The sequence below is a fragment of the Acinetobacter sp. Ag2 genome (assembly GCF_001005515.1).
Classification (GTDB): Bacteria; Pseudomonadota; Gammaproteobacteria; order Pseudomonadales; family Moraxellaceae; genus Acinetobacter; species Acinetobacter bereziniae.
The window spans coordinates 32,683-57,683 of sequence record NZ_LBNA01000054.1; the positions used below are offsets into that span (position 1 = coordinate 32,683).

Here is a 25,001-nt window from a genome sequence, read left to right on the forward strand (position 1 = left end):
GATCAGTATACGATACAATTATAAACAATCCGAAGGCTACTCGATGGCGATAAAATCAATATATTTTCTTATAAACAATAATATTAACAAATAGATGTCACAATTTGTCGCGAACAACAATTGAACGGGTGGTGATCTTGGCTTTTGCCAGCTATGATAGTTTTATATTCCTTCAAATATATTTACTCAATGATTATGAAACAGAATTTACAGAATCAAATTAAATACAGTTCTGAACAAAAATATCAAGCAGAACTTGAACGTTTAAAAGAACAGGATCAACACAGAAAACCAGCAGGTTGGCAACTTTCAGCGTATGCGGTTCGTTCATTTATTTTAGGTGATCACAAACTTGATATTCAAAAAAAGTTTTATGGCGATGATGCCCTTGTTGACCGTGCCTTAGTCACATTGATGGGAAATCAAGGGCTGATGCTGGTAGGTGAACCGGGGACAGCTAAATCCATGCTTTCAGAACTGTTCAGTGCAGCCATCTCTGGAAACTCTCATCTCACCATACAAGGAACTGCGGGTACAACCGAAGACCACATTAAATACTCATGGAACTATGCCCTGCTATTGTCAGAAGGTCCTACTGAAAAATCACTGATTCCATCCCCCTTATTTCACGCCATGAAAAATGGTCAAATTGCACGGTTTGAAGAAATCACCCGTTGCCCACCAGAAATTCAAGATGTTTTGGTGTCATTACTTTCAGAAAAACAAATGATGATTCCAGAAATGGGACAAGATTTTAACTTAGCTGCGAGACAGGGTTTTAATATTATTGCCACAGCCAACTTACGTGATCGTGGTGTACATGAGATGTCAGCCGCATTAAAGCGCCGCTTTAATTTTGAAACCGTCAAAGCGATTCGTGACCGAAAGTTTGAAATTGAGCTGGTTGGATTGCAGCTGAAACAGCAGCTTGCAGAACTTTATCAAGAAATTCAAATACGCCCAGAAATCATTGAGCTATTAGTCACTATTTTCAATGAATTAAGAACAGGGCAAAGTCTACAAGGTGCAAGCTTGAAAACACCAGATGCGGTCATGTCTACAGCCGAAGCTGTAAATATTGCCCATGCCGCAGGACTTCAAGCCATCTATCTAAGTGACGGTATTTTAAAAGCAGAGCATATTGCACAACAGTTGGTTGGGGTTGTCTTTAAAGATAATCCAGATGATGCCAAACGCTTGCGTTATTATCTGGACACAGTAGTAAAAGAACGGGCACGTAAAGATGCCGATTGGAAAAGTTTTTATGAAGCCAGTCGAGAGTTTTAATGATGCAACTACTGGACCCAATCACAGTCATTGATGAAATGCCCGCTCGATTAAAACAAGCATTTCACCTTAAACAACAATTGGCACAGCAAAATGTATTCTTTGCACCTATTCGCCATCATAGTCCAGCCTGTGCTTTTGCTTTAAAACAATACATCAATGAAATCAAACCCACACATATATTGATTGAAGCGCCAACCAGTTTTGAGTTCTTGATCCAAAGCTTACAAGACCAAGCCACCGAACCTCCGATTGCGATCTTCGCGCAAGCACAATCTCATCACAACGGTTCCCCGTCTCGCGCACAACAGGATGAACAACATCAAGCTAATCAATCTCAACCTGAGTTTTTTTCTGCCTATTTCCCTTTTTGTGAATATTCACCAGAATGGGTGGCGATTCAAGCGGCAAAACAACAACATGCAGAAGTTAAGTTTATTGACTTGGATTGGACTCAGCAAAGCATTTTAAAAAGTCAGCAAAAGGATGCTGATTGGCAACAAAAAAGTTTGATGTCTGAACGATATTTTGCACATAGCCAATATATTCAAAAACTTGCTGAAAGCATGCATTGTCGAAATCATGACGAACTATGGGATCATTTATTTGAACTACAAACCGCCAGTCAACTACAACAGGCGCAACGTTTTTTTGATGATGTGTTTGTGTGGTGCTCATTGGCGCGTTTGGATTATGAACGAGAGGTACTTTTACGAGAAGCCTCTTTACACCGTGAAGACGTGATGTGGAATTGTATCCAAAAGGTGATGGATCCCGAACACAAAGTTTTAGTGGTGACAGGCGGGTTCCATAGTATTGCCTTAATTGAAAATTTGAGTGATACCGCTCAGGCTGAACGCTTTATTGTTCAAAACTCAACTCAAAAGTGGCAAGAACAAGCATGGCTGATTCGTTATAGTTTTGATCGTCTTGATGCCCTGAATGGTTATGCTTCTGGCATGCCATCACCAGCCTACTATCAACACCACTGGCAAAACTTAAATACTCAGAACACCCCAACACCAGCAGATCAACAACAAGTTTTTTTTCAGTATTTAAATGAATTGTGCCATTTTTTAAATCAACAAAATGCGCTTGATATCACCCCATATATTGCACTTAAAAATACTGCGGAAATCGCATGGCAATTGGCGGTACTGCGTGGACACAATCAACCTAGCCGTTATGATCTACTCGATGCATTGCAATCTGCACTGATCAAAGGTGAAATGGATGATGGGCAACAACACTTATTTACCCATATCTTTCAATTTTTAAGTGGACAACGACTTGGCAAAGTTGCACAGAATCAACATAGTCCAGCCTTACTTCAAAATACCTATCAACAAATTAAGACTTACCGTTTTAATCTCAATGACACTATTTTACGTCATCGAAAACTCGATATTTATCGTAAACCATTGCATCAAGAAATCAGTCAATACTTACATTTATTGGAATTTGTCGGCTGTCATTTTGCACAACGTATTTCAGGACCTGATTTTGTGCAAGGGGCAAGCTTGGACCTTCTATTCGAGGAATGGCGTTATGCATGGACCCCTAGTGTTGAGGCACGCTTAATTGAACTGGCTGAAATGGGCAATCAGCTTGAACAGATTGCTTTGATTAAAATGCGCAAGTTGCAGCAAGAAAATGAACAACAGGGTATGGGGCAATCTGCATTTGAAACTGCTAAGTTATTGGCTCTCGCCTGCCGTTTGGGATTGAAACAGCATTTAAAACTGTTGAATCAGCAACTCGATGGATATCTTGAAAGCGATCAAAACTTGGCTTCAGTAATTGGCGCAGCACAACAACTCTACTATTTATGGCATGGTCGCAAACTACTTAAGCTTCCAGAACAAATGCTATTAAAAAGTTTAAGCTTTGCGGTCTATCAAGCCTGTTTTTTACTTGATCAACTTTATGATACCCATGAAGAAAAAGTTGAACAAAACCTGAAAAACCTAAAAAGTTTACATGAACTGATTTTAAACATCCAACAACAAAAGATGCCGCTTGAACATCATGTATTTAAAACGCAAGACTTCGATTTATTGAGTTTGATGTATGAACAGATTGATCTAACAAAACTGGATGAATTCCATCTCAATACATTGAAAGGTGCACTGCATACTTTACAGTTTTTAGATCATCAAATCGAGCAACAGCAGCTTCAACAATACTTACAACTGGCGTTTGCCGCAGGCAGTTCTCCTGAAGATTCGGTGCAGTATTTACATGGCATGTTTTTTATTGCACCAGAAATCTTTGTACAATCAAAAGTAGCAATTGATGCATTACATCAATTGGTCAGCCATTGGACTGAAGATACCTTTATTCAGATTTTGCCTGATTTACGTTATATCTTTAGTCAACTCACGCCTAAACAAAGTACACAAGTGTCTAAACTTATCGCCCAAATCACAGGGCTTGGAAATGACACCATTCTGGATCAGGTATTGAGTCATATCAGTGAGCAAGATGTATTACAAGGCGTTCAACTGAATCAGCAACTTTATAAAATATTTGCATATGACCATTTAGAACACTGGGGAGCAAACTCATGAGCCAATTGCCTCCTGAACAAAATCAACATGACAACTCAGACAGCCATGTTTCGCTTGATGCAATGGATCAAGCACGTCGCTGGCGTCTGATGTTGGGTCGTTACGCGGATCAAAATTTATCTGCTGCTACGCTCTCTGGCGAGCAATTGAAGCTTGAACGCAATCTCGATTATCTCTATCAAAATGAATATAAACGTCGTGGAATCCAACAAGGTAAAAATCGTCATGGTGGTTTAGAAGCATCCCAATTAAATGCAATTAATTGGCTGAATCAAAGTCGCAAACTTTTCCCAAAATCGACTTTTGAACGCATGCAAAAACAAGCGATTGAACGATATGAATTAACCGAGTTATTTAAAAATCCTGAACATGTTCGACAACTTGAACCCAATCCAGCTGTAGCCAAAGCCTTACTGAGTATGCGTGGTCGTTTAAACAATGAGATGAAAGCGGCTATTCGAGAGCTGATTCAAAAGGTGGTTGAGGAATTACTACAAAAAATTCGTACACAATTTTTACAAGCCTTTCAGGGGCGTCGTAATCGTTTTAAACGTTCGCAGCTAAAACAGGCACAGAATTTTGACTGGAAACGTACCATTCAGTCCAATCTGAAAAACTACCAGCCTGACTTACAAAAACTGATTATTCAAACGCCTTATTTTAATGCCCGTGTCCAAAAGCATTTGCCTTGGGAAATTGTCCTCTGCGTGGATCAAAGTGGTTCAATGATGGACTCGATCATGTATGCTGCGATTTGTGCCAGTATTTTAGCTGCACTGCCTGCAGTAAACATCAGTCTGGTACTGTTTGATACTCAAATTGTTGATCTCAGTCATTTGGCGCATGACCCTGTTGAAGTTCTACTCACCATGCAACTTGGAGGAGGAACAAATATTGGGCAGGCTTTACAATATTGTCAAAAGAAAATCAAACAGCCTCATCGCAGTATTTTAGTTTTGATCAGCGATTTTGAAGAAGGAGCATCTGTTCAACAGATGCTCAATACCACCAGTCAACTCAACCAACAAGGTTGTAAATTACTTGGACTTGCAGCACTCGATCAAGCTGCCAATCCCGTTTATGACAGTAATATGGCACAAAAACTCCAAGAACGTGGCATGCAAATCGCCGCAATGACACCTGAACATTTAGCGACTTGGTTTGCAGAGGTAATGCAATGAGTTGGCAGATATATACCCAATACGATGAAGATAGCCTCATTATGCACAGTAATGCAGGCTTATTAAGACGTGCACGAAAAGCGCTCAATGACGTTGAATTACTTCAACACAGTGATGAACAACTACTTTTTAAAGTTGAAGAATGTGAGGTTCTATTACCGATAAAAGGAATCACTCAGGCGCAATGTAATTGCCCTGCTCAAGGTTGTTGCAAACATATTTTAACCAGTATTTTATGGGTTCAAGAAAACGTCGCTCAATTTTCAACAAATCAGCTTGTATTGGAAAATACGACTGAAAGTACAACTCTGCAACAAAGCTCCAATACATCCGTTACCTCTGAGCACGCCACAGCATCTGCAAAAGAACAACTCTTGGACTTTGATCCAAACAAAATTCAAAAGCAGGCAGGTAAAGCCAATATTCGTTTAGCTTATGAATTTATTCAAAATTGGTTAGCACAACCCGAACAATGTCAGATTGACATTCAAACCAATAAAATTTCTTTTCAAACAGATTTAAGCCCTGATCCTGTTCTACTCTACCCTGCTACTGGATTTGAAGGCATCTTGTCAGAAATCAATCACAAACAAAAAATTGCAGCGCATTTAGCATGTGTTGCTTACTTCTTTTTGCAATATGCACCAGAAAAATGGCAATGGTCGATTGAGTTAAACGAACAACAAAACAATCCGAACCAACAACTTGCTTTGGATGATCGTGAGTTCATCGAAGAACTTAAAACAATTTGTCAGAACTTTATTCAACACGGTTTATCTCATCTTGCCAAAGAAAGCGTTATGTCACTGCATATTTTAAATATGCAGGCACGCGCCCAAAACCTTCCTCGCCTAGGCAGTTTATTACGTACACTACATGGCACTATGCGGCAATTTTTAGAGGACGATATACAGGTTGATGAACAACAGATTTATAATCAATTGGCACATCTATATGCTTATTTGACTGCACTTTCAGAAATTGAGTCTTTAAACCCAGAGTTTCAAACTGAGGCCTTAACCAAACTTCGCGGTGTGATAAAACGTGATTATCAAAATGAAACGATTGCTCATTTGATTCCACTGGGTTGTGAATGGTGGAGTACCGACAGCGGTGCGCATGGTTTAACGGTGTGTTTTTGGGATGTGTCTGAACAACAACTCAAAGAAGTCACTCAAGCCAGAGCCAATCATTTAGACCGCACTTTTGATATGCATAGTGCAGCTAACACAGGAATTTGGGGAAGCTCTTTAAACTTTTTACTTCAACACCAACTTGAACTGACCCATGCAAAATCAAGTTCAGATACTCAGCTCAGTGCAAGCACGGATACCCGTTTTTTACAGAAAGGCTCGTTCAATGAGTTGAGCATTTCTGACTTAGACCAGATGAATATCGGCGTATCTGAATGGCAAACTTTACAAGAGATGTTTGTCCCACATTCAAGTCTAGAACAACTCAAATCACGTTATGTTCTGTTGCGCCATCGCAGTATCAATGCACCTGAACTTAACGAGCTTGAACAATATTTTGAATATCGCGTGACAGACCAACAAGACATTGCTTTGAAATTAGTGATTCCAATCGAAGCAGAATATCGTGTTCGAATTAAACATCTTACCCATCTTATCCAAAATGAAAAAATCCTTGCAACCTTGGTGCGTGTTGAAACAACACAACAACAGCTGCAATTCATTCCATGTAGTGTGATTTGGCAATCCTCCAAAGGATTAAAAATTTTTAGTCTTGACTATGACCACCCAATACAAAAGAAAAGTAGTTTGGCTGAACTCATCACAGGACGAATTGAAAAGCTTCTGGAACAGAAAAAACAATGGCAAAAGCAACAACATCTGTCTGCTTTAGAGGTGTTGGTTTTAGAAACACAAACATTGCTTGAGTTTTATGCCAATACAGGTCGTTCTCAATTTGATCGTGATGATCAAGATAAACTCAATGAGCTTGCCCAACAATTTGCAGACTTAGGTTTAAGTTTTATTCGCAACACATTACAAATGGGTTCTACTCAAGACGCTCTTGCAACGCAACTTTTAAAATGGCGACATGTTTTATTACAACTACAACGTTTAAATCAAAGAATCGTTTTAGAAGGACAAGTTACGTCGTGATAAATTAGTTCTGGTATTTAAATTGATGATATTTTTCTATAATTTTGCTGAACAACCTAGCGAAGTATTAAAGACTATAGAAAAGCAACACGCAGTTGCTCAAAAGGAATGTATATGTTAAATCAACTTTTTTCAAAAATAGAGTCTATGTTTTCGAAGCCTGAAGATAAAAGCATTCAAGCACAACAGGCAAACTCATCCCCAGCTGAAGATATTGACAAATATAATGAGAACCTCAAAAGTAAAGTAGAAAAGCTTTATCATATTTTTAGCCCTTTGGCTGTCATTGAAGAACAACTTGATCAGCATGTAGTTTTATTTATTTTGGAAGGTGAAAACCCTGAAATTCTCATCAAACTACAACAGTACACCGATGAAAAAGCATTACTTTTATTGGGCAAGCCTGGTACTTATAGCTGGTATTGGCCTCAAAATAGTCAAGCACTAGATAAAAAACAAAACAAGCTTGCTGATGCAGCATTAAAACTACGCCGTCGTTATTATGGCGAGATTTTTGATGAATTAAATGCTGATCAAATTACCCGTTTTGCCAAAGTGCTCGAAGCCGCCACCAAGCAAAAAAATTTCACCAATATTTATGAAAAGGTACCTTCTTGGTTTATCTACCTCACCGTAGATGCATTTATCACTGCTTTTGATAGCCAGCATTTTAGTGAAACTGATCCAAATAAATTATTAAAGCAAAATTGGACACAACAAAAACTGGTCGATTTACTTGAAAATGAACAGCAAGGTTTAGGGCAAGAGCTGTTAGCTTATTTATTTGAGCGTCAAAATATAGACAGTTACCATGCCAACAAATTAGAAAAATTATTGCTCTTAAAAGACACCAAAGAATTTATTATTGAACGCCTAGAACAATTAAAAAACATTATTCCCAATCTAAGCATTATCGGACAGGAAAACTTTTTAGATTATATTGTTAAACAACCTTCTCTAATCAAACAGGTACCTGACTTAATTGTAAAACTCGCGATAGGTAAGTCTAAAACGATCCGTACCAAGGCAACCAGTTTGCTGAGCAATCTCAATGCTGAAGATAGTCAAAAATATTTACAGCACAGTTTACTGGAAGGTTCTAGCCAAGAACGTGGCTTTTCAGCAGATTTATTGGCGCGTTTAGGTGCAGACAATCTTGCTGTTTTAGAACAAGCTTTTGAGCAAGAAAAGCAAAAGTCCGTACAACAAATCCTACAAATGGCAATTCAACGCTTAAGATCCGTTGACAGTGCACAACTTCAAGAAAATATTGAAACCCCTGAATTTAAGCCCTTTATCGAACAAAAAATTCCACAGAGTTTTTCAGAGGTTATTTTAGAAAATTATCAGCAAATTTTAGCAAAAGCTGAACAAAATGCGCTTGATGAGATTGAAGAAAATAAAACTGCCAACTACAAGCGCAATTGGGCACAAGACCATTTAAAACAATTGAAGAAGATCAGTCGAGAGAGTTTATTGGCACTTGTGGATCAATTAAATGGTGATGCACCATTTAAAAATTTTCACAATGTTGAAAATATTATTACCTATAAAAACAAATATAAAAAATATCCTGAGTTTTCGATAATCCACGCTGCTCGAATTGTTTCTACACGAAATCGAGACTGGATCTATTGGCCAAACTTATTTGAAATGCTACGTCCAGAGGAATATGCTCAATATGAGTTGCGTCACATTGTCCAAGCTTTAGAGGCAGCTAAATTTTTCAGTCCACAACGTAAAGTTGCTAAAGGTATTTTATCGTCATCATCCTATTATGAAAGTTTGCAGGATTATATTTATGACGCAGATAAAATTTGGCCATTCTTTGCTGAGAATCAACAATACTTAACAGAAGCTTTAGGGCTTTCCCCATCACTCGAAAAAAATGAATATCAAAGCTTTACCCCATCTGATGCAATTTTTGTGTTGAAATGCTTCCCGTCATTGCCAACTCAATTTATTCCACGTTTATTGGAATTTGCCTTAGGTGAGAACAAACGATTACGTTATGAAGCTCAAGAAGCCTTGCAACACCTTCCTGATATCCATCAGCGTGCGATTGAAGCGCTAGACTCAGGTAAACAAGAGATTCGAATCACAGCAATTGAATGGCTCGCACGATTACAAAATCAAAATGCAGTCAAACCACTTAACGCTTTACTGAAAAAAGAGAAAAAAGAAATTGTACGTGCTGCACTATTAACTGCACTAGAAAAATTAGGGCAAGATATTAGCGCCTATCTCAAACCAGAAGTATTACTCAAAGAAGCAGAAGATGGACTTAAAGGAAAACTATCGGCAAGTTTTACTTGGTTTGATTTTGAAACACTGCCAAAAGTGAAATGGAAAAATGGCAAAGCTGTTGATCCTAAGATCATCAAATGGTGGGTGATTTTGGCTGAAAAACTGAAAGAACCAAAAGCCAATGAATTATTACAGCGGTACATGGGCTTAGTTGATGAAAAAGACCAAGTTCAATTGGCAAACCATTTATTACACAGTTTTATTCATCAAGATACTTTGCAGACACCACTTGATGAAGCAACACAATACGCAACCAAAGAAGCGCCTAGTCGCTTAAGCTCTTATCGCGATGCCTATAAACGCTACGGTGAGAAATATCCTGAGTATTATGCCAAATACGCGACCATCACTTTAGAAGAGGTGATTGAAGAAATTAAGCGTGAACGTTTAGGGCTCTATCTGGGTTCTGCAATCAAGAGTAAAGGTATGCTTTCACTCACCGCTAATGCACAAGGAAGTTTTGCAGTCAAACAACTCCAAAACTATATGAAACAGCACTACCCGCGTCGCTCGCAAATTGAAGCAATGATCAGTGCATTGTCCATCAGCAATGATCCTTTGATTATCCAGCTATTGCTTGCACTTTCTCGCCGTTATCGTACTGCTTCAGTACAATCCCTTGCGAATGCTTTAGTCGCCGAGATCGCAGAACGCAATCAATGGACCAGCGATGAACTTGCTGATCGCACCATTCCAACTGCCGGCTTAGACGAAAATGGTGTATTACAACTACAATATGGCTCACGTAACTTTACTGCCATTGTGGATGATAAAGACAAATTCATTTTAAAAAATGAAGAAGGAAAAGAAGTTAAAGCCTTACCTGCTGCACGGCAAAATGATGATGAAAGCCTAATCAAAGAGGCTAAATCACTGTTCAGTACCAGTAAAAAAGAATTTAAACAAGTGGTTGATATGCAAACAGGTCGTTTGTATGAGGCGATGTGCAGTGAACGTCAGTGGAATGTTGCTGAATGGCAAGAATACATCTTTGAACATCCAATTATGCGTCGCTTGATTCAACGTCTGACTTGGCTTGAAATTAAAAGCAACGGTGATAAAGTCAGTTTTAGACCAAGTGATGACGGTGCACTGTTGAATTTGGACGATGATGAAATTGAACTCAGTCCTGACAGTAAGATTCAAATTTCACATGCGGTTTTAGTTGGTAAAGAAGAAGCCCAAGCTTGGATTGCACACTTCAAAGACTATAAAGTGAAGTTTTTATTTGAACAAATGACTCATCATTTACCTCAATTTGAAGATGATAATGTCACAGAGATCAGTGATCATAAAGGTTGGCTAACCGATACATTTACCTTGCGTGGTGTAGTGACCAAGTTGGGATATCAGCGTGCCAGCATTGAAGATGGTGGCTCATTTGACCGATATACCAAGCCTTATAAACAACTGGGAATCGATGTCGAAATTACATTCAGTGGCAGTTATGTTCCTGAAGAGAACATTCCAGCAGTGCTATATGAATTGGCATTTAGTAAAAAAGCCAGCCGCTCTTGGAACAATAATGAACTCCCAATCAAAGAGATCCCACCTATTTTACTGGCAGAAAGCTACGCGGATTATTTAAAAGTCGCTGCAGCAACATCTGGTTTTGATCCAGAGTGGGAAAAGAAAACTCCGTGGTAAGCCATATTTCTTTAAAGTTAATTTAAGAAACCACCAATCAAAACCATCTATAATGACTTGTTGTTATGGATGGTTTTGCCTAATTGATGTAAATTCTCAAGATTCATTAAAACGCTAAACCACACTATAAAATCTTGGATTTTCAATCAATTAAATAACATTTAATCCTTGGAGTTAATCGTGTAAATGACGCCTAAGAATCAGTATCTTTCGCCATTGAACTGAAAAACTAAACGCGTTTAAATGTGACCATTCATTCTGTATTCTAAAATAAAGGACTTTGCATGAACCGTCGTGTTGTGATCACTGGTATGGGTATTAACTCATGTATCGGTAATACATTGGAAGCTGTTAAGCATTCTTTGGAAAATGGTATTTCAGGAACACGTCATAATTCAACCTACGAAGAACTTAATTTTAAAAGTCATGTCAGTGCTGCAGCTGAACAAGATTTTGATGGTATTGACCGTAAGCTGAAACGCTTTATGGGTGTTTGTGCCATGTATGCGTATAATTCAGCGCTTGCAGCTGTTGAACATGCAGGTTTAACTCCTGAACAAATCGGTGGTAATCCTCGTTATGGTATTGCAGGAGGTTCAGGTGGTAACTCAACTGCTTCTGTCGCAGAAATGGTTAAGCTTTTAGAAGAAAAAGGTGCACGTAAAATTGGACCTTTCTTTGTACCACGCAATATGTCAAACACAATCACCGCCAATGTCGGTGTTGCATTCAAACTACAAGGTGTTGCACATTCCATTACCAGCGCTTGTGCAACTTCTGCTGATGCCATTGGTTATGCTTACAACCTGATCCAATTGGGTAAACAAGATTTAATGCTTGCCGGTGGTGGTGAAGAAGATCACTGGTCACAAAGTTTATTGTTTGATGCAATGGGCGCACTTTGTTCTAAATACAATGAAACGCCTGAAACAGCTTCTCGTCCCTACTCAGCTGACCGTGATGGTTTTGTTATCGCTGGCGGTGGTGGTTTCGTTGTACTTGAATCACTTGAACATGCCCAAGCTCGTGGTGCAAATATCCTTGCTGAAGTTGTTGCTTATGCGGCGAACTCTGACGGTGCGGATATGGTTGCACCATCAGGTGAAGGTGCAACACGTTGTATCCTTATGGCACTTGAAGAAGCTAAACAACACGGCGTAGACAAGATCGACTATGTGAATACGCATGGTACATCTACTCCTGCTGGTGATGTAACAGAATTACTGGCTATGGGACGTGCGTTCGGTGAAGGCAATGTCCCTCCACTCAGCTCAACCAAATCTATGACAGGTCATAGCTTAGGTGCTGCTGGTGTTCAAGAAGCAATTTACTCTGTGTTGATGATGCAAAACGACTTTATCGCACCAAACATCAATGTGACTGAACTTGATGAAGGCGCAAAAGGTTATGACATCGTACTTGAAAAACGTGACGCAAAATTGAATACTGTAATGAGTAACAGTTTCGGTTTTGGCGGTGTAAATGCTTGTCTCATTTTCAAAAAATGGGAAGGCTAATTTAAGCAATTCTGATCATTCATGGTTTATCTATACTGTGAATGATCAAGTTTTCGCACACTGCCCTTAAAAGGGTAAATTGATGGATGCTCCTTCTGAAGCTTTCCTTTGGGTTAAAGCTTTACATATCATAGCAGTCGTGTGCTGGTTTGCTGCATTGTTCTACCTCCCTCGTTTATACGTTTACCATGCAATGAGTGAGGATACAGTCAGTCATCAACGTTTCGAAATTATGGAACGTAAGTTGTATCGTGGCATCATGTGGCCATCGATGATTGCAACACTAATTACTGCGCATTTTTTAGTGGATTGGGGTGATGCCACACGCCACTACCATGAAGCATTATGGTTTTATCTCAAAGTTGGCTTGGTTGGTCTGTTGGTGATTTACCACTTTGTTTGTGGTTATTACCGTAAAAAACTGATTGGCAATGCACATTATAAATCACACAAGTTTTGGCGTTTTTTTAATGAGATGCCGACATTGATTTTATTTGCTGTGATTATTTTGGTGGTGGTTAAACCTACGTTTTAACTAAAAAATTCAAGCCTCATGCTATAAAAAGCACACTCAAAGTTAGACATTTCGTCCAATTTAAAGTGTGCTTTCTATTTGAATAAGTTTATGCTGAGTGAAATCAGTATCTTTAAACTAAATATTCAATCAATAATTTCTTAAAATTTCATTGTCAACATCATTGATAAAAATAGTTTTTTTGGAATTTCAACGATCTCATGAGTATTTTTTCTTCAAAAATACTTTGTGCATATTTGTCCAGCCATAAACAAAAATATCTTTTTTGGCAATATCGATAGAATCATCCATTTTGAGTAAGTTCGTTAGCATTAATTCAAAGTCAGAAAAATATCGAATGAATTTATCAGCGTATCCAAATCCTGTAGATGAATTTATTTTAGAGTTTAATGCTTATAAATGAATGAATGTACAATCGGCAATACAAAATGCCACAATCAAGCCAGATTAAATCAATTCCTTCATACTCCTTACTTTGTTTAATTTTCATGAGTATGCATCTAACTTTAAATTCTACTTAATCAACCAACGTCTAATTTTCAAATTCAACGGTGTTGAATAATACTTTTCGATTGCCCAACTCAATATAAATACTCCCATAAAATAAATAGGCAATAGCATCAATTTTTCGGCGGGTAGAGTTTCTTTGGGAAGATAAAAAACTTTAAACATACCAAGAATAATCAGATGAAATAAATACATCTCATAACTACGCTGCCCTACCCACTCCATAGCTTTGGAGAGCATAGAGGATGGTTCAGCCTGCGGATATTGAGCAAAACAGAAAATTAAAATCGCAGACAATAGCGCAAAAATAGACACTCCCCATGTACTGACATCTTTAATTGGGGCATAAAAGTACAACATAATCATCAAAATACAAACCACAGGCACTATGATTTTTAGAATATCAAGCTTTGTCCCCACCTTTTGAGCAATTAATGCGGTCAAACACCCCATTGCAATGCCATCGAAACTCGAAAAATAGTGATATAAATATGCCCCACTTTCTTCAGCAAAATGTAAAGAACGAAAGTAAGGTGCATAACAAATAACCACCAACAACAATGCAATAAAACCTTTCCCTCGCCCTAAAGCCAAACAGAGTATTGGAAAGGCTAAATAAAACACCTCTTCAACCGACAATGACCATAAGACACCAAGTGCATAATTCACCCAACCATTCTCAATGATCAATATATTCATCCAAAAGGTAAAAGCAGAAAATACAGTGAGCCCATAAGAGACTTCAATGTCATTGGGTGCTTGATTCATAAATGGTTTAAGTCCCATCGCACCAAATATCGTGACCAAAGCAACAAGCAGGACTAAACAAGGTATAATTCGTGCAATACGGCGAACATAAAAGTCTTTTACTCTGATATGCCCTAACGATCCACTTCTTTGTAAAGTGTGCTGGGTAATCAGAAAGCCTGAAATGACGAAAAACATCGTCACCCCATAGTTGCCATTACGCGCAATCAAATTATTAAGACTTTCTCCAAAAATTTGTACACCTAAAAATGTGTCGTGTAATTTATAAGGAATATTAAAATGATGAATCAGCACCAATAAAATTGAAATGCCTCGTAATAAATCAATCTTGTTATTGCGCATAGATATTATTGTTTACCTAAAGTGGTGCTATTAAACGTGTTTTTTATTTTTATTTCAGTATTTTATTTTGAACAATTTGTTAATAAATTGATGTAGCCGATGGATTGTGAATCTAAAAATAATGTCGATCAAGACATCATGAACTATATAAAATTTATAACGAAATCAATTTAATTAGAAAAAATATACAGGAGATGACCTAAAACCATCTCCTGATCAGTTAAAAGTTGAAGATATTCAACATTAGTCTTGTTGATGACTACGTTTTCTCATACGCGGTTTATACATGAACTGATAAGTGACCGCCAAAATAATCACCCACAACGGACTGATGATGAGTGCCTTTAAAGTATCAGGCTCCAAGCTGAGAATCACCAATGTAAACGCAAGGAAGATCAATACAATATATGACATCCATACGCCACCTGGCATTTTAAAGTTTGATTTTACATGCAGTTCTGGGCGTAATTTACGATAGCGTATATAACATACCATGATGATACTCCAGATGCTGATGAACAAAATCACGCACAGAGAACTTGCCAGCGTAAATGCTTCAACAGTATTGGGTACAAAATACTGTAAGGCTGCACCAGCCATAATGAAACCACAAGAGAACAACAACCCTTTTGCAGGAACAGCACGCTTTGATAGCTCAGCTAGCTTTTCAGGCGCTTGACCTTCTTTGGCTAAACCAAAGAGCATACGACTGGTTGAAAACACACCACTGTTCATTGATGACATCACAGAAGATAACACCACCAGATTCATAATAATGGCAGCACCACCAATACCTGCATGCATAAATAACGATACAAAAGGACTTTGGTCAGCTGGAATTTCTGTCCAAGGTGTTACAGACATAACAATAAACAATGCCAATACGTAGAACAAAATAATCCGTGTAGGAATTGCATTGACCGCTTTAGGCAAGTTCTTTTCTGGATCTTTGGTTTCTGCTGCCATCGTCCCAATCAGCTCAACACCGACAAAAGCAAATAAGGCAATTTGGAAGCCTGCTAAAAAGCCAGTTCCGCCTTTCGGAAACATTCCCCCATATGACCACACATTGCTAAAGCTGGCAACGGAGCCACTTGGCGCTTGAAAGTGGCTAAATACCATATACCCACCAATCAAAATCAAGCCAAGAATGGCTAAAATCTTAATCAATGCAAACCAAAATTCAATTTCACCGAACAATTTTACGGTAAGTAGGTTAATCCCGAGGACCAAAAGCACGCAGCCTGCACTAATCAGGGCTTGCCCCATGGGCGTAAAAGCAACGCCATCGGGTAACCAAAAATTCAAATAATTAATAATTGCAGCTAAATCAGCAATGCCGACCAAAATCCAACCCAGCCAATAAGACCAGCCGATGTAGTAACCTGCACCAGGACCAATCAAGTCATGTGCCATGTCGATAAATGATTTGTAATGCAGATTGGAAAGTAGAATTTCCCCTAATGCACGCATTAAGAAGAAAAACATGGCACCAATAATCATATAAATGATTAAAATCGAGGGACCTGCTAGAGAAATTGTTTTCCCTGATCCCATAAATAAACCTGTACCAATCGCACCGCCTATGGCAATTAATTGCAAATGACGATTTGATAGTTTCCGTTGCAGCTCATGTGGCGACGATGGTGCGTCATCTGTATGGCTTGAAGTTGTCATAAAAATATCCTTTTTGACAATTTTTCTGGAGGTAAAACTTGCTTGTGGCAACAGAACATTCCCGTTCTATTTTGTTTTACCCAACTTGAGCGAAAGCACATGGTTTACATGTGCTTTGGCTTTGTTTCTAAATAAGTACGATTTAAGTCATGCAGTGATCAATGCGTAGACATTAAAAAGCTTATTTCTGTGCTGCAGTGACTGCAATTTCAATCAACCAATCTGGATTCACCATATCTGCTTGAATTGTGGCACGAGAAGGGGCAACACAACCTTTTAACCAATCCACCCAAACAGCATTGAATGCTGGAAAGTCTGATAAATTTTTTATGTAAACATTTGCAGACAATAAACGTGATTTATCAGTATCGGCTTCAAGCAATAGTTGATCGATAGTTGCCAAGATATCTTTGGTTTGACCCACAACATCAAGTTGCGTATTTTTAGGTACTTGACCAGATAAATAAACCACTTTATTAAAAATTGTGACTGCACTCATCACTTCATTGCTATTCAGTTTCTGAATATCAGCATGTTGAAGATTATTTGACATCTTTATTTCCTTATTTCGAAATTTTGAAATTAACGCGTGCAGTGACACCACACATGAGTTCATAACCAACTGTGCCTGAACTTACAGCAACATCATCGATCGGCAGTACAGCACCGTCAGAAGATTGTCCCCACAACACCACTTCACTGCCAATGTCAGCATCCGTAATATGAGTTAAATCAACTGCGAGCATATCCATACTGACTCGACCAATGGTTTTAGTCAGTACAGAATTGACCAACACTGGCGCATCCATAGAAATACGCTGATAACCATCAGCATAACCACATGCAACAATACCGATTTTCATCGCATGGGGTGCTGTGAACTTTGAACCATAACCCACTGTTTCATTTGCCTGTAAATCTTGAACTGCAATGATTTCACTGCGCAAACTCATGCTTGGTTTAAGATTCCAGTCTTGGATTGAATGGGTAGGATAATCAGGTGAGCTACCGTAAAGCATAATGCCGCTACGAATATAATCTGAATGTAAATCTTGTGAATGTCTCAGGATGGCAGCGCTATTTGAGACCGAGCGGTCACCCGCTAAATCGTGAATCGTCTCATCAAAAACACGTTGTTGATATTCAATCCCAGATTTTCCCAAACGCTCTCCATCTGCATCTGAAAAATGCATCATATGGGTGATGGACTTGACCGCAGCACACTGTTTCAATCGTTGCCACATTGTACGATAAACCTCTGGTTTAAAACCCAGACGATTCATGCCCGTATTCATTTTTAAAAATACGTCGAATTGGGTCTGTGATCGAGCATGTTGTGTTTGGAACTGCTCTAACCAAGTAATTTGTGCTGTGTGATGCAAACTAAAGCTCAATTGGTATTTTTCACAATCCATTAGATCTTCTGCGGAGAAGATACCTTCTAAAAGCAAGATTGGACCTGTCCAACCTAATTTTCTTAATCTTTTTGCTTCCTCAATATCCAATAAAGCAAAACCATCTGCGGATTTAAACGCTTCATAAACACGCTCAATTCCATGCCCATATGCATTGGCTTTGACCACTGCAAAAACCTTACTTTGAGGCATAAATTGACGAGCAACATTTAAATTATGCTGTAATGCATCATGATGAATGACAGCAGTAATTGGTCTAGGCATGTTATTCGTCCCTGAATACGAATCTGCAATTAAAGCGTTTATCTCTAAACGCCTTAATACAATGTGAATAATAAAAATGAATGCAGTTTTTAAGCTGCGTGAGGATAACGCTGAATAGATAGACCTTCTGTACTAATATCTGTTTGATGATTCAATACAAGATCACTGATCAATTTTCCTGAACCACATGCCATCGTCCAACCTAATGTGCCATGACCTGTATTTAAGAATAAGTTTTTAAAACGTGTCGCACCAATAATCGGTGTACTGTCTGGTGTCATTGGACGAAGACCTGTCCAGAACGATGCTTGTGCCAAATCACCACCTGGGAATAAGTCTTGAGTAACCATTTCTAAAGTGCCACGACGGTCAGCATTTAAACCATGGTTAAAACCACTCAGCTCAGCCATTCCACCCACACGGATACGTTGATCAAAACGCGTGATTGCAATTTTATAAGTCTCATCTAAAACTGTAGACTGTGGTGCAAATGTTGGATCAACAATCGGAATGGTTAATGAATAACCTTTTACAGGATAGACTGGTAAATTTAACTCAAGAGGTTTTAAGAAATCCCGTGAATAGCTACCAAATGCCAATACATAACGATCAGCTGTCAATACTTGACCATTAACCACGACACCCTTGATTTCATCACCTTCAACCACAAGTTTTTCAACATTTTGGTTAAATTTAAAATCTACGCCCAAATCTTTGGCTAAGTTGGCTAAGGCATTGGTAAATAAATAACAATCGCCTGTTTCATCATTTGGAAGATGTAAACCACCCACCAATTTATCTTTCGCATGTTCGAGTGCTGGCTCAACCTTAGCAAGATCATCTTTAAGCAATAGCTCATGAGGAACGCCACACTCTTTCAGTACAGCAATATCACGTTGAACCATCTCTAATTGTGCTTCATTACGGAAGACTTGTAGAGTACCTTTTGAACGGTTTTCGTATTGAATACCTGTATCTTTACGAAGCTCTCTTAAACAGTCACGGCTATATTCAGCAACACGTGTCATACGTTCTTTATTGATGGCATAACTTTCTGAATTACAGTTTTTAAGCATTTGCGCCATCCACTGTAATTGCCACATGCTTCCATCGATATTGATTGCCAGCGGTGCATGGTGTTGAAACATCCACTTCACGGCTTTGAATGGGATACCGGGTGCAGCCCACGGCGTTGAATATCCTGGGGAGATTTGACCTGCGTTACCAAAGCTGGTTTCTTCAGCAGGACCTGCTTGACGATCTAAAACTGTAACTTGTGCTCCTTGCTGCGCGAGGTAATATGCACTTGCTACACCAATCACACCACTACCTAATACGATTACACGCATTTCTTATCCTTTACGCATTTACTAGTTTATTTAACTAGTATATTTTTGGTTCAATAGTTTATTTCACTATTTTTGATGTTAAAATTTAGGTGTTTTAATTTTTTGTCGTGAAAATTCACCAAAAAAAGGAAATTATTGATGCGTAAATTAGACCGTATAGATCGAATGATTTTAGAAATTCTTCAGAATGAAGGTCGCATTGCCATCAGTGAATTGGCTTCGCGAGTTAGTTTATCAACAACACCTTGTTCTGAGCGAGTGAAGCGTTTGGAACGTGATGGCATCATTATGGGTTATCATGCGCGCCTCAATCCAAAACACCTCGATCGTAACTTATTGGTTTTTCTTGAAATTAGTCTCTCTGCAAAATCTGGTGACGTTTTTGAACAAGTCGCGAAAGATTTAATGGAAATACCAGAAGTACAAGAATGCCACCTCATTTCTGGGGACTTTGATTATCTGGTCAAAGCCCGACTAAAAGAAATGAGTGCTTACCGCCGTTTATTGGGTGACTTACTTAAAAAACTCCCCTCTTCCGCATCTTCACATAGTTATATTGTGATGGAAGAAATTAAAGAATCACTCTATCTAGACGTAAAATAAGCATCTATTTCATTCGCTTATATTGCTAGACTGATTTTCTTTTGGTCACCACCATAGATCGCATCAAACAAAATTGAGCAGTTCAGCAAAGCTTTTGATCCGAGCCTTTGGCTGAGCGAGATCTAATTCCTGCTGACTTCCATATCCATATTCAACAGCAATCGTTTCAATACCATTTTTGCGAGCACCGAAAATATCATGCTCTCGGTCTCCGACCATAAGACATTGTTCTGGATTGAGCTGTTCTTTATCTAAAATATAGGCAATCAATTCGGCTTTATTGGTTCGTTCACCATTGAGTTCACTTCCATAAGGATAGTCAAAATAACTCAATAAATCGAAATGATCTAGAATTTGACGCGCATAGACTTCAGGTTTTGCTGTTGCTAAAAACAGTCGATAACCTTTATTTTTCAGTGCAGCTAAGGTCTGCGCAACATCCTCAAATACATGATTTTCAAATAGCCCAGTAACAGCAAAACGCTCTCGATAACCCAATAAAGCTTGCTCAGCCAATACATCATTTACATCAATATTCAACAATTTTGCTAAAGATGCTTTTAGCGGTGGACCAATGATCCAATCAATATTTTCAGACTCAGGAATAGGATGTCCTACTTTTGCAAGACCGTATCGTGCAGATGTGGTAATCCCTACCTTTGGGTCAGTGAGTGTTCCATCCAAATCAATTAAAATATTCTTTATCATGGTCCAATCCTTTAAATCTGCGTTTCAAACAATTATCAAATTACTATCGAGTGTTCTCTCAAAGTTGCCTATACTAACGCAAATTTGAGAATTAAGGACATCATCGTGCGCCCTACTGTACTTTGTTTTTCAGGTCTAGACCCTTCAGGTGGAGCTGGCTTACAAGCTGATATTGAAGCAATTGGTCAAAGTGGTGCGCATGCGGCAATTGCTTGTACAGCATTAACCATTCAAAACTCTCAACAAGTCTTTGGTTTTGAAGCGACCTCAAAACAACTCTTACTTGCTCAAGCCAATGCTGTTGTTGGCGACTTACCGATTAAAGCAGTGAAGTCTGGGATGCTGGGGACTACAGATAACATTGCCGCTTTGGCTGATTTTTTAAGAGAACATCCAGACTATCTCTATGTGCTTGATCCAGTTTTAGTGGCGAATAGTGGTGGTTCTCTAGGTAATCAAGAGACCTTAGTTAAAGCCTTTGTTGAACTGATTCCGTTAGCAACTGTCATTACCCCAAACACAGTTGAGTTACGTGCCTTAACAGGTGAAGATAATTTAGAACAGGCAACCCAGAAACTCTTTGAAATGGGTGCTCAAGCCGTTTTAGTTAAAGGTGGACATGAAGATACACCTGACTATATTCGCAATGCTTTATATGTAAATGGTGAAATGATCACTGAATCGAAATGTCCGCGTTTAGCGGGTGAATATCATGGCTCAGGTTGTTCACTTGCGAGCTTTATTGCTGGGCGCTTGGCACTGGGTGATCAACTTAAAATTGCGGTACAACATGCTGAAACATGGTTATTTGGTGTATTGAAAAATGCAGAAACACCCATTGAAGGTGGGCAAAAAATTCCAAAACGTTTTTAAACCTAATGATCCTAAACAAACTAATGTCCAAAATTTTATCCATCCATTGATAAGTAAAGTTTTGGACAATTGATCAAACATAACAGAGAACAACAATGATTAAAAAAAGCTCAATCATCCTGGCTTGTGTTTTTTTTCTCAGTCCACTCACTTTTGCCTTACCCCAACAACAAACTGTTACAGGCAATTTAAACTACACTGTAAATGGACAAAAAACACAATTTTTATTTAAAAATGGCGATGAAGAGTTAGGGCAGCTCACCATTAAAACTGCATCAAAACGGCAAACATTCCCACTACAAGAATTGCCTTATCAACGCTCCTATCAAATCTATTTTAATGATTATAATTTTGATGGATATACCGATATTGCTGTGTCTGCTCCAGATATGGGTATGGGAGTTTATGCTGTCTTTGATATTTTTCTTTACCAACCAAAAAGCAAAGACTATCAAGTATTAGATCAAAGTAAAATTGATTTTAGCCATGCCCAATGTTCTATATTGGCAGATCTCAAATTGATTCCTCAGAAAAAACAAATGACCAGTTCATGTCGAGGTGGCGCAAGATGGTGGGTTGATACCTTTCAATTTAAACATGGGCAATGGAAATGGTTAAAATCTAAGGCAGAGGATGAATGATTCAACAATTTTATGATCAGCGCGTCTTAAAAAATCAGCACAATAAATAGCAAGGACCAAAAACTTTACCCACCCCATATAAAAGCGTAAATTAATAACTTGAAATGGTGATCATGCTTTTTCAATGAAATTAATCATTATAACAAAATGAGAAGATAACGATTGTCCAAACGTATTCATCAAATCACCCCATTAAGCCTTCCTATTGCTGGCACAGAAGCAATATCGTTGTTGACGGAGCACTCTTTTCCTCGGCATTCACATGATTACTTTGGTATAGGTATTATTACACGGGGAGCACAACGTTCTTGGAGTTTAATTGGTCAAGTGGAAGCAGCATCTGGTGATGTCATTATCGTAAATCCCGGTGAAATTCATGATGGTATTCCTATTGATGGACCACGTTGTTGGCAAATGATTTATTTTCAACCAGAACTATTGCAACAAGAATTGCTTGCTGAAGGACGCTGTGCAGATGCCATATTGCATCCACTCATACATGATCAGTTATTGAGTCAGCATTTATCTCAACTTTTTAAACATATGTCTCAACCTGACATTGAAAGTGTTGCATTAGAAGAAATGCTTTTGTTTAGTTTAATGCATACAAGTCGTCATCACATACTCTCGAAAAAACATCGACCCACGCAACACTTTTCTGTAAAGCGTGCTAAAGAATATCTTGACGAGATGTCTGGATATACAGTTACTCTGAGTGAGCTCGCTGATTTATGCGATATCAGTCGATTTCAACTACTCAGAAGTTTTTCGCATGAATTTGGCATTACACCACATGCTTACTTAATGCAACGACGTGTTTGCCAAGCGAGAAACTACCTATTACAAGGAAAAACTTTAGTTGAAGCTGCTTTATTTGCAGGCTTTGCCGATCAGAGTCATATGACAAGAGCCTTTGCACGTCAATTTGCAATGACGCCAAGTCGCTATCAAAAATATTATTTGTGTTAAAAGTATCCTGCAATTTTATTCAAGACTTTAATTTTATATCTTTAAGATAATCAAGCTTCATTTATATTTGGAGCAGGCTCATGTACATGAGTTTCGAATTTTTAATTACATCACTTATTGTTGTTATTTCACCGGGTACAGGTGCCATTTATACCATAGCCACAGGGATATCACGTGGTACAAAAGCCAGTTTGATTGCTGCAATTGCATGTACATTAGGGATTATTCCCCATATATTCATAGCAATCCTCGGACTGGCGTTCGTGTTTACCATGAGTAGCTCAGTATTTATGATTTTAAAGTTTCTAGGTGTGACTTATTTACTATATATGGCTTGGTCAGCACTCCAAGAGAAAGGCTCCTTTCAATTTGAACAAAATGAGACTAAGCACTCCTCTCTTAAAATTATCAAACACGCAATATTTATTAATTTATTCAATCCAAAACTTCCCTTGTTTTTTTTAGCTTTTTTACCTCAGTTTATTTCTAGCCATACCGCTCAACCTATATTGGACATGCTCGGCTTAAGTCTAATATTTATGCTGCTTACATTAGTTGTTTTTATTTTCTATGGGTGTTTCGCTGCAATGATGCGCCGATATGTGTTAGGAAAACCGAGTGTACTAAAATGGCTTAGGCGCATATTTTCTATGAGTTTTGTTGGTTTAAGTATGAAACTCTTATTTAGTTCAAAATCATGAAAGTTTTACTCTCTTTCTAAGTGTCTAAATCATATATACGATTTGATCAAAGTGAAGAATTGAAAAGCTATTTATAGCATTGCTCAAATTTAATTTCGTTTTGACGGAGATTAAGTCAAAAAATTAATTCAAATTTGAGCTAAATTTTCTCCAACTTTAATAACACATCCTTATTTTCCAAACCTCCGGCAAAACCAACCAATTTACCATTTGCACCCACCACACGATGACATGGTGCGATAATAGAAATTGGATTTTTACCATTCGCAGCGCCGACTGCCCGAACGGCTTTCACATTACCAATCTGTTCAGCAATTTGCTTATAACTTCGCGTTTCACCAAATGGAATCGTAAGTAAAGCTTGCCAAACCTTTTGTTGAAACTCTGTTCCAGCAAAATCTAGGGCTAAGTCAAATTGGGTTCGATGTCCTTGAAAATATTCATTCAATTGTTGCTGTGTTTCCAACAAAACGGGATGATTTTTATTTTCAATCAATTGTGCTAAACGGACACGTTTAGGATTTTCATTTTCCCAAAGTACTGCAACCAACGCTTGATCGTGGGCCACTAGTTTCAATTTACCTACAGGTGAATTCATTTCCATAAATGAAAGCTGCATCAAATGACTCACTGTTGCTGATATCTATTTTCACAGATTAACTTAGCTTGAAGATAATTTCATCAACACTAACCCAGAAATAATCAGTACAGCAGCCAACATCCGCATGGCAGATGCCGGTTCACCTAAAAAGAAGATACCGACAGCAAATGAACCCACAGCGCCAATTCCTGTCCAAACCGTATAGGCAGTACCAAGTGGTAAGCTTTTCATTGCATAAGATAATAAGGCAAAACTTGCGATCATAAAAATAAGGGCTAAAACACTAGGAATCAGTTTACTAAAGCCATCTGAGACCTTCATAAAATATGCCCAAACCACCTCAAATAACCCTGCAACCGCCAATAAAACCCATGCCATTCGATATTCACCATTTTCTATATGTTATTTCT

20 protein-coding genes are annotated in these 25,001 nt (G+C 38.4%); 12 read left to right on the forward strand and 8 right to left on the reverse strand.

The window, feature by feature from the left end:
* Positions 1 to 195 precede the first annotated feature (195 nt).
* The 7 genes from AAV97_RS14455 to AAV97_RS14485 all read left to right on the forward strand — a co-directional run bounded on the left by AAV97_RS14455 (position 196) and on the right by AAV97_RS14485 (position 13,173).
* Positions 196 to 1,287, forward strand: a complete 1,092-nt coding sequence (locus AAV97_RS14455) for an ATP-binding protein (RefSeq protein WP_046760975.1) — start codon at positions 196 to 198, stop codon at positions 1,285 to 1,287.
* Positions 1,287 to 3,857 (forward strand): DUF5682 family protein, encoded by a 2,571-nt coding sequence (locus AAV97_RS14460; protein ID WP_046760909.1) that lies wholly within the window; start codon positions 1,287 to 1,289, stop codon positions 3,855 to 3,857. The genes AAV97_RS14455 and AAV97_RS14460 overlap by 1 nt, the downstream gene beginning before the upstream one ends.
* Positions 3,854 to 5,038, forward strand: a complete 1,185-nt coding sequence (locus AAV97_RS14465; protein WP_042086027.1) for a VWA domain-containing protein — start codon at positions 3,854 to 3,856, stop codon at positions 5,036 to 5,038. The genes AAV97_RS14460 and AAV97_RS14465 overlap by 4 nt, the downstream gene beginning before the upstream one ends.
* Complete coding sequence (locus AAV97_RS14470; protein ID WP_046760910.1) at positions 5,035 to 7,167, forward strand: hypothetical protein; 2,133 nt, start codon at positions 5,035 to 5,037, stop codon at positions 7,165 to 7,167. Before AAV97_RS14465 ends, AAV97_RS14470 begins: the two co-directional genes overlap by 4 nt.
* 114 nt (positions 7,168 to 7,281) lie before the next feature.
* The gene (locus tag AAV97_RS14475) at positions 7,282 to 11,121 is read left to right on the forward strand and encodes a DUF4132 domain-containing protein (RefSeq protein WP_046760911.1); all 3,840 of its coding nucleotides are present in this window, start codon (positions 7,282 to 7,284) and stop codon (positions 11,119 to 11,121) included.
* A gap of 284 nt (positions 11,122 to 11,405) precedes the next feature.
* On the forward strand, positions 11,406 to 12,638 hold the full coding sequence (locus AAV97_RS14480; protein WP_009586190.1) for a beta-ketoacyl synthase N-terminal-like domain-containing protein: 1,233 nt from the start codon (positions 11,406 to 11,408) through the stop codon (positions 12,636 to 12,638).
* 82 nt (positions 12,639 to 12,720) lie between these two features.
* The gene (locus AAV97_RS14485) at positions 12,721 to 13,173 is read left to right on the forward strand and encodes a CopD family protein (protein WP_004830008.1); all 453 of its coding nucleotides are present in this window, start codon (positions 12,721 to 12,723) and stop codon (positions 13,171 to 13,173) included.
* A gap of 513 nt (positions 13,174 to 13,686) precedes the next feature.
* Here the strand turns inward: AAV97_RS14485 and AAV97_RS14490 are convergent.
* From AAV97_RS14490 to AAV97_RS14510, 5 genes are all read right to left on the reverse strand, one after another.
* Positions 13,687 to 14,790: an acyltransferase family protein gene (locus AAV97_RS14490; protein WP_046760912.1), complete on the reverse strand. Its 1,104-nt coding sequence runs from the start codon at positions 14,788 to 14,790 to the stop codon at positions 13,687 to 13,689.
* 243 nt (positions 14,791 to 15,033) lie between these two features.
* On the reverse strand, positions 15,034 to 16,467 hold the full coding sequence (locus AAV97_RS14495) for an amino acid permease (protein ID WP_046760913.1): 1,434 nt from the start codon (positions 16,465 to 16,467) through the stop codon (positions 15,034 to 15,036).
* A 181-nt stretch (positions 16,468 to 16,648) separates the two neighbouring features.
* Positions 16,649 to 17,020, reverse strand: coding sequence for a RidA family protein (locus tag AAV97_RS14500; RefSeq protein ID WP_004830021.1), 372 nt, complete (start codon positions 17,018 to 17,020; stop codon positions 16,649 to 16,651).
* A gap of 10 nt (positions 17,021 to 17,030) precedes the next feature.
* Entirely contained in the window at positions 17,031 to 18,146 is a 1,116-nt protein-coding gene (alr, locus tag AAV97_RS14505; RefSeq protein WP_046760914.1) for an alanine racemase, read from the reverse strand.
* Positions 18,147 to 18,235: 89 nt separating this feature from the next.
* On the reverse strand, positions 18,236 to 19,495 hold the full coding sequence (locus AAV97_RS14510) for a D-amino acid dehydrogenase (protein ID WP_009585200.1): 1,260 nt from the start codon (positions 19,493 to 19,495) through the stop codon (positions 18,236 to 18,238).
* A gap of 138 nt (positions 19,496 to 19,633) precedes the next feature.
* Between AAV97_RS14510 and AAV97_RS14515 the strand changes: the two genes are divergently transcribed.
* A complete protein-coding gene (locus AAV97_RS14515; protein WP_004830027.1) occupies positions 19,634 to 20,098 on the forward strand; it encodes an Lrp/AsnC ligand binding domain-containing protein in 465 nt (154 codons plus the stop codon).
* A gap of 63 nt (positions 20,099 to 20,161) precedes the next feature.
* On the opposite strand, the gene AAV97_RS14520 is transcribed toward AAV97_RS14515, so the two are convergent.
* Positions 20,162 to 20,806 (reverse strand): HAD-IA family hydrolase, encoded by a 645-nt coding sequence (locus AAV97_RS14520; RefSeq protein WP_004830031.1) that lies wholly within the window; start codon positions 20,804 to 20,806, stop codon positions 20,162 to 20,164.
* Positions 20,807 to 20,911: 105 nt separating this feature from the next.
* Between AAV97_RS14520 and AAV97_RS14525 the strand changes: the two genes are divergently transcribed.
* The 4 genes from AAV97_RS14525 (at position 20,912) to AAV97_RS14540 (ending at position 23,990) form a co-directional block, all read left to right on the forward strand.
* Positions 20,912 to 21,679 carry a hydroxymethylpyrimidine/phosphomethylpyrimidine kinase gene (locus AAV97_RS14525; RefSeq protein WP_046760915.1) on the forward strand — a complete coding sequence of 256 codons (768 nt, stop codon included), beginning with the start codon at positions 20,912 to 20,914 and terminating at the stop codon, positions 21,677 to 21,679.
* 95 nt (positions 21,680 to 21,774) lie between these two features.
* On the forward strand, positions 21,775 to 22,320 hold the full coding sequence (locus AAV97_RS14530) for an FG-GAP repeat protein (RefSeq protein WP_046760916.1): 546 nt from the start codon (positions 21,775 to 21,777) through the stop codon (positions 22,318 to 22,320).
* A 162-nt stretch (positions 22,321 to 22,482) separates the two neighbouring features.
* Positions 22,483 to 23,289 carry a helix-turn-helix transcriptional regulator gene (locus tag AAV97_RS14535; protein ID WP_005033624.1) on the forward strand — a complete coding sequence of 269 codons (807 nt, stop codon included), beginning with the start codon at positions 22,483 to 22,485 and terminating at the stop codon, positions 23,287 to 23,289.
* An 86-nt stretch (positions 23,290 to 23,375) separates the two neighbouring features.
* The gene (locus tag AAV97_RS14540; protein ID WP_035300845.1) at positions 23,376 to 23,990 is read left to right on the forward strand and encodes a LysE family translocator; all 615 of its coding nucleotides are present in this window, start codon (positions 23,376 to 23,378) and stop codon (positions 23,988 to 23,990) included.
* Positions 23,991 to 24,129: 139 nt separating this feature from the next.
* Here the strand turns inward: AAV97_RS14540 and AAV97_RS14545 are convergent, their stop codons facing one another.
* The gene (locus AAV97_RS14545) at positions 24,130 to 24,609 is read right to left on the reverse strand and encodes a methylated-DNA--[protein]-cysteine S-methyltransferase (RefSeq protein WP_009585224.1); all 480 of its coding nucleotides are present in this window, start codon (positions 24,607 to 24,609) and stop codon (positions 24,130 to 24,132) included.
* Between the two features lie 42 nt (positions 24,610 to 24,651).
* Entirely contained in the window at positions 24,652 to 24,969 is a 318-nt protein-coding gene (locus AAV97_RS14550; RefSeq protein ID WP_046760917.1) for a DMT family transporter, read from the reverse strand.
* Positions 24,970 to 25,001: the final 32 nt, after the last annotated feature.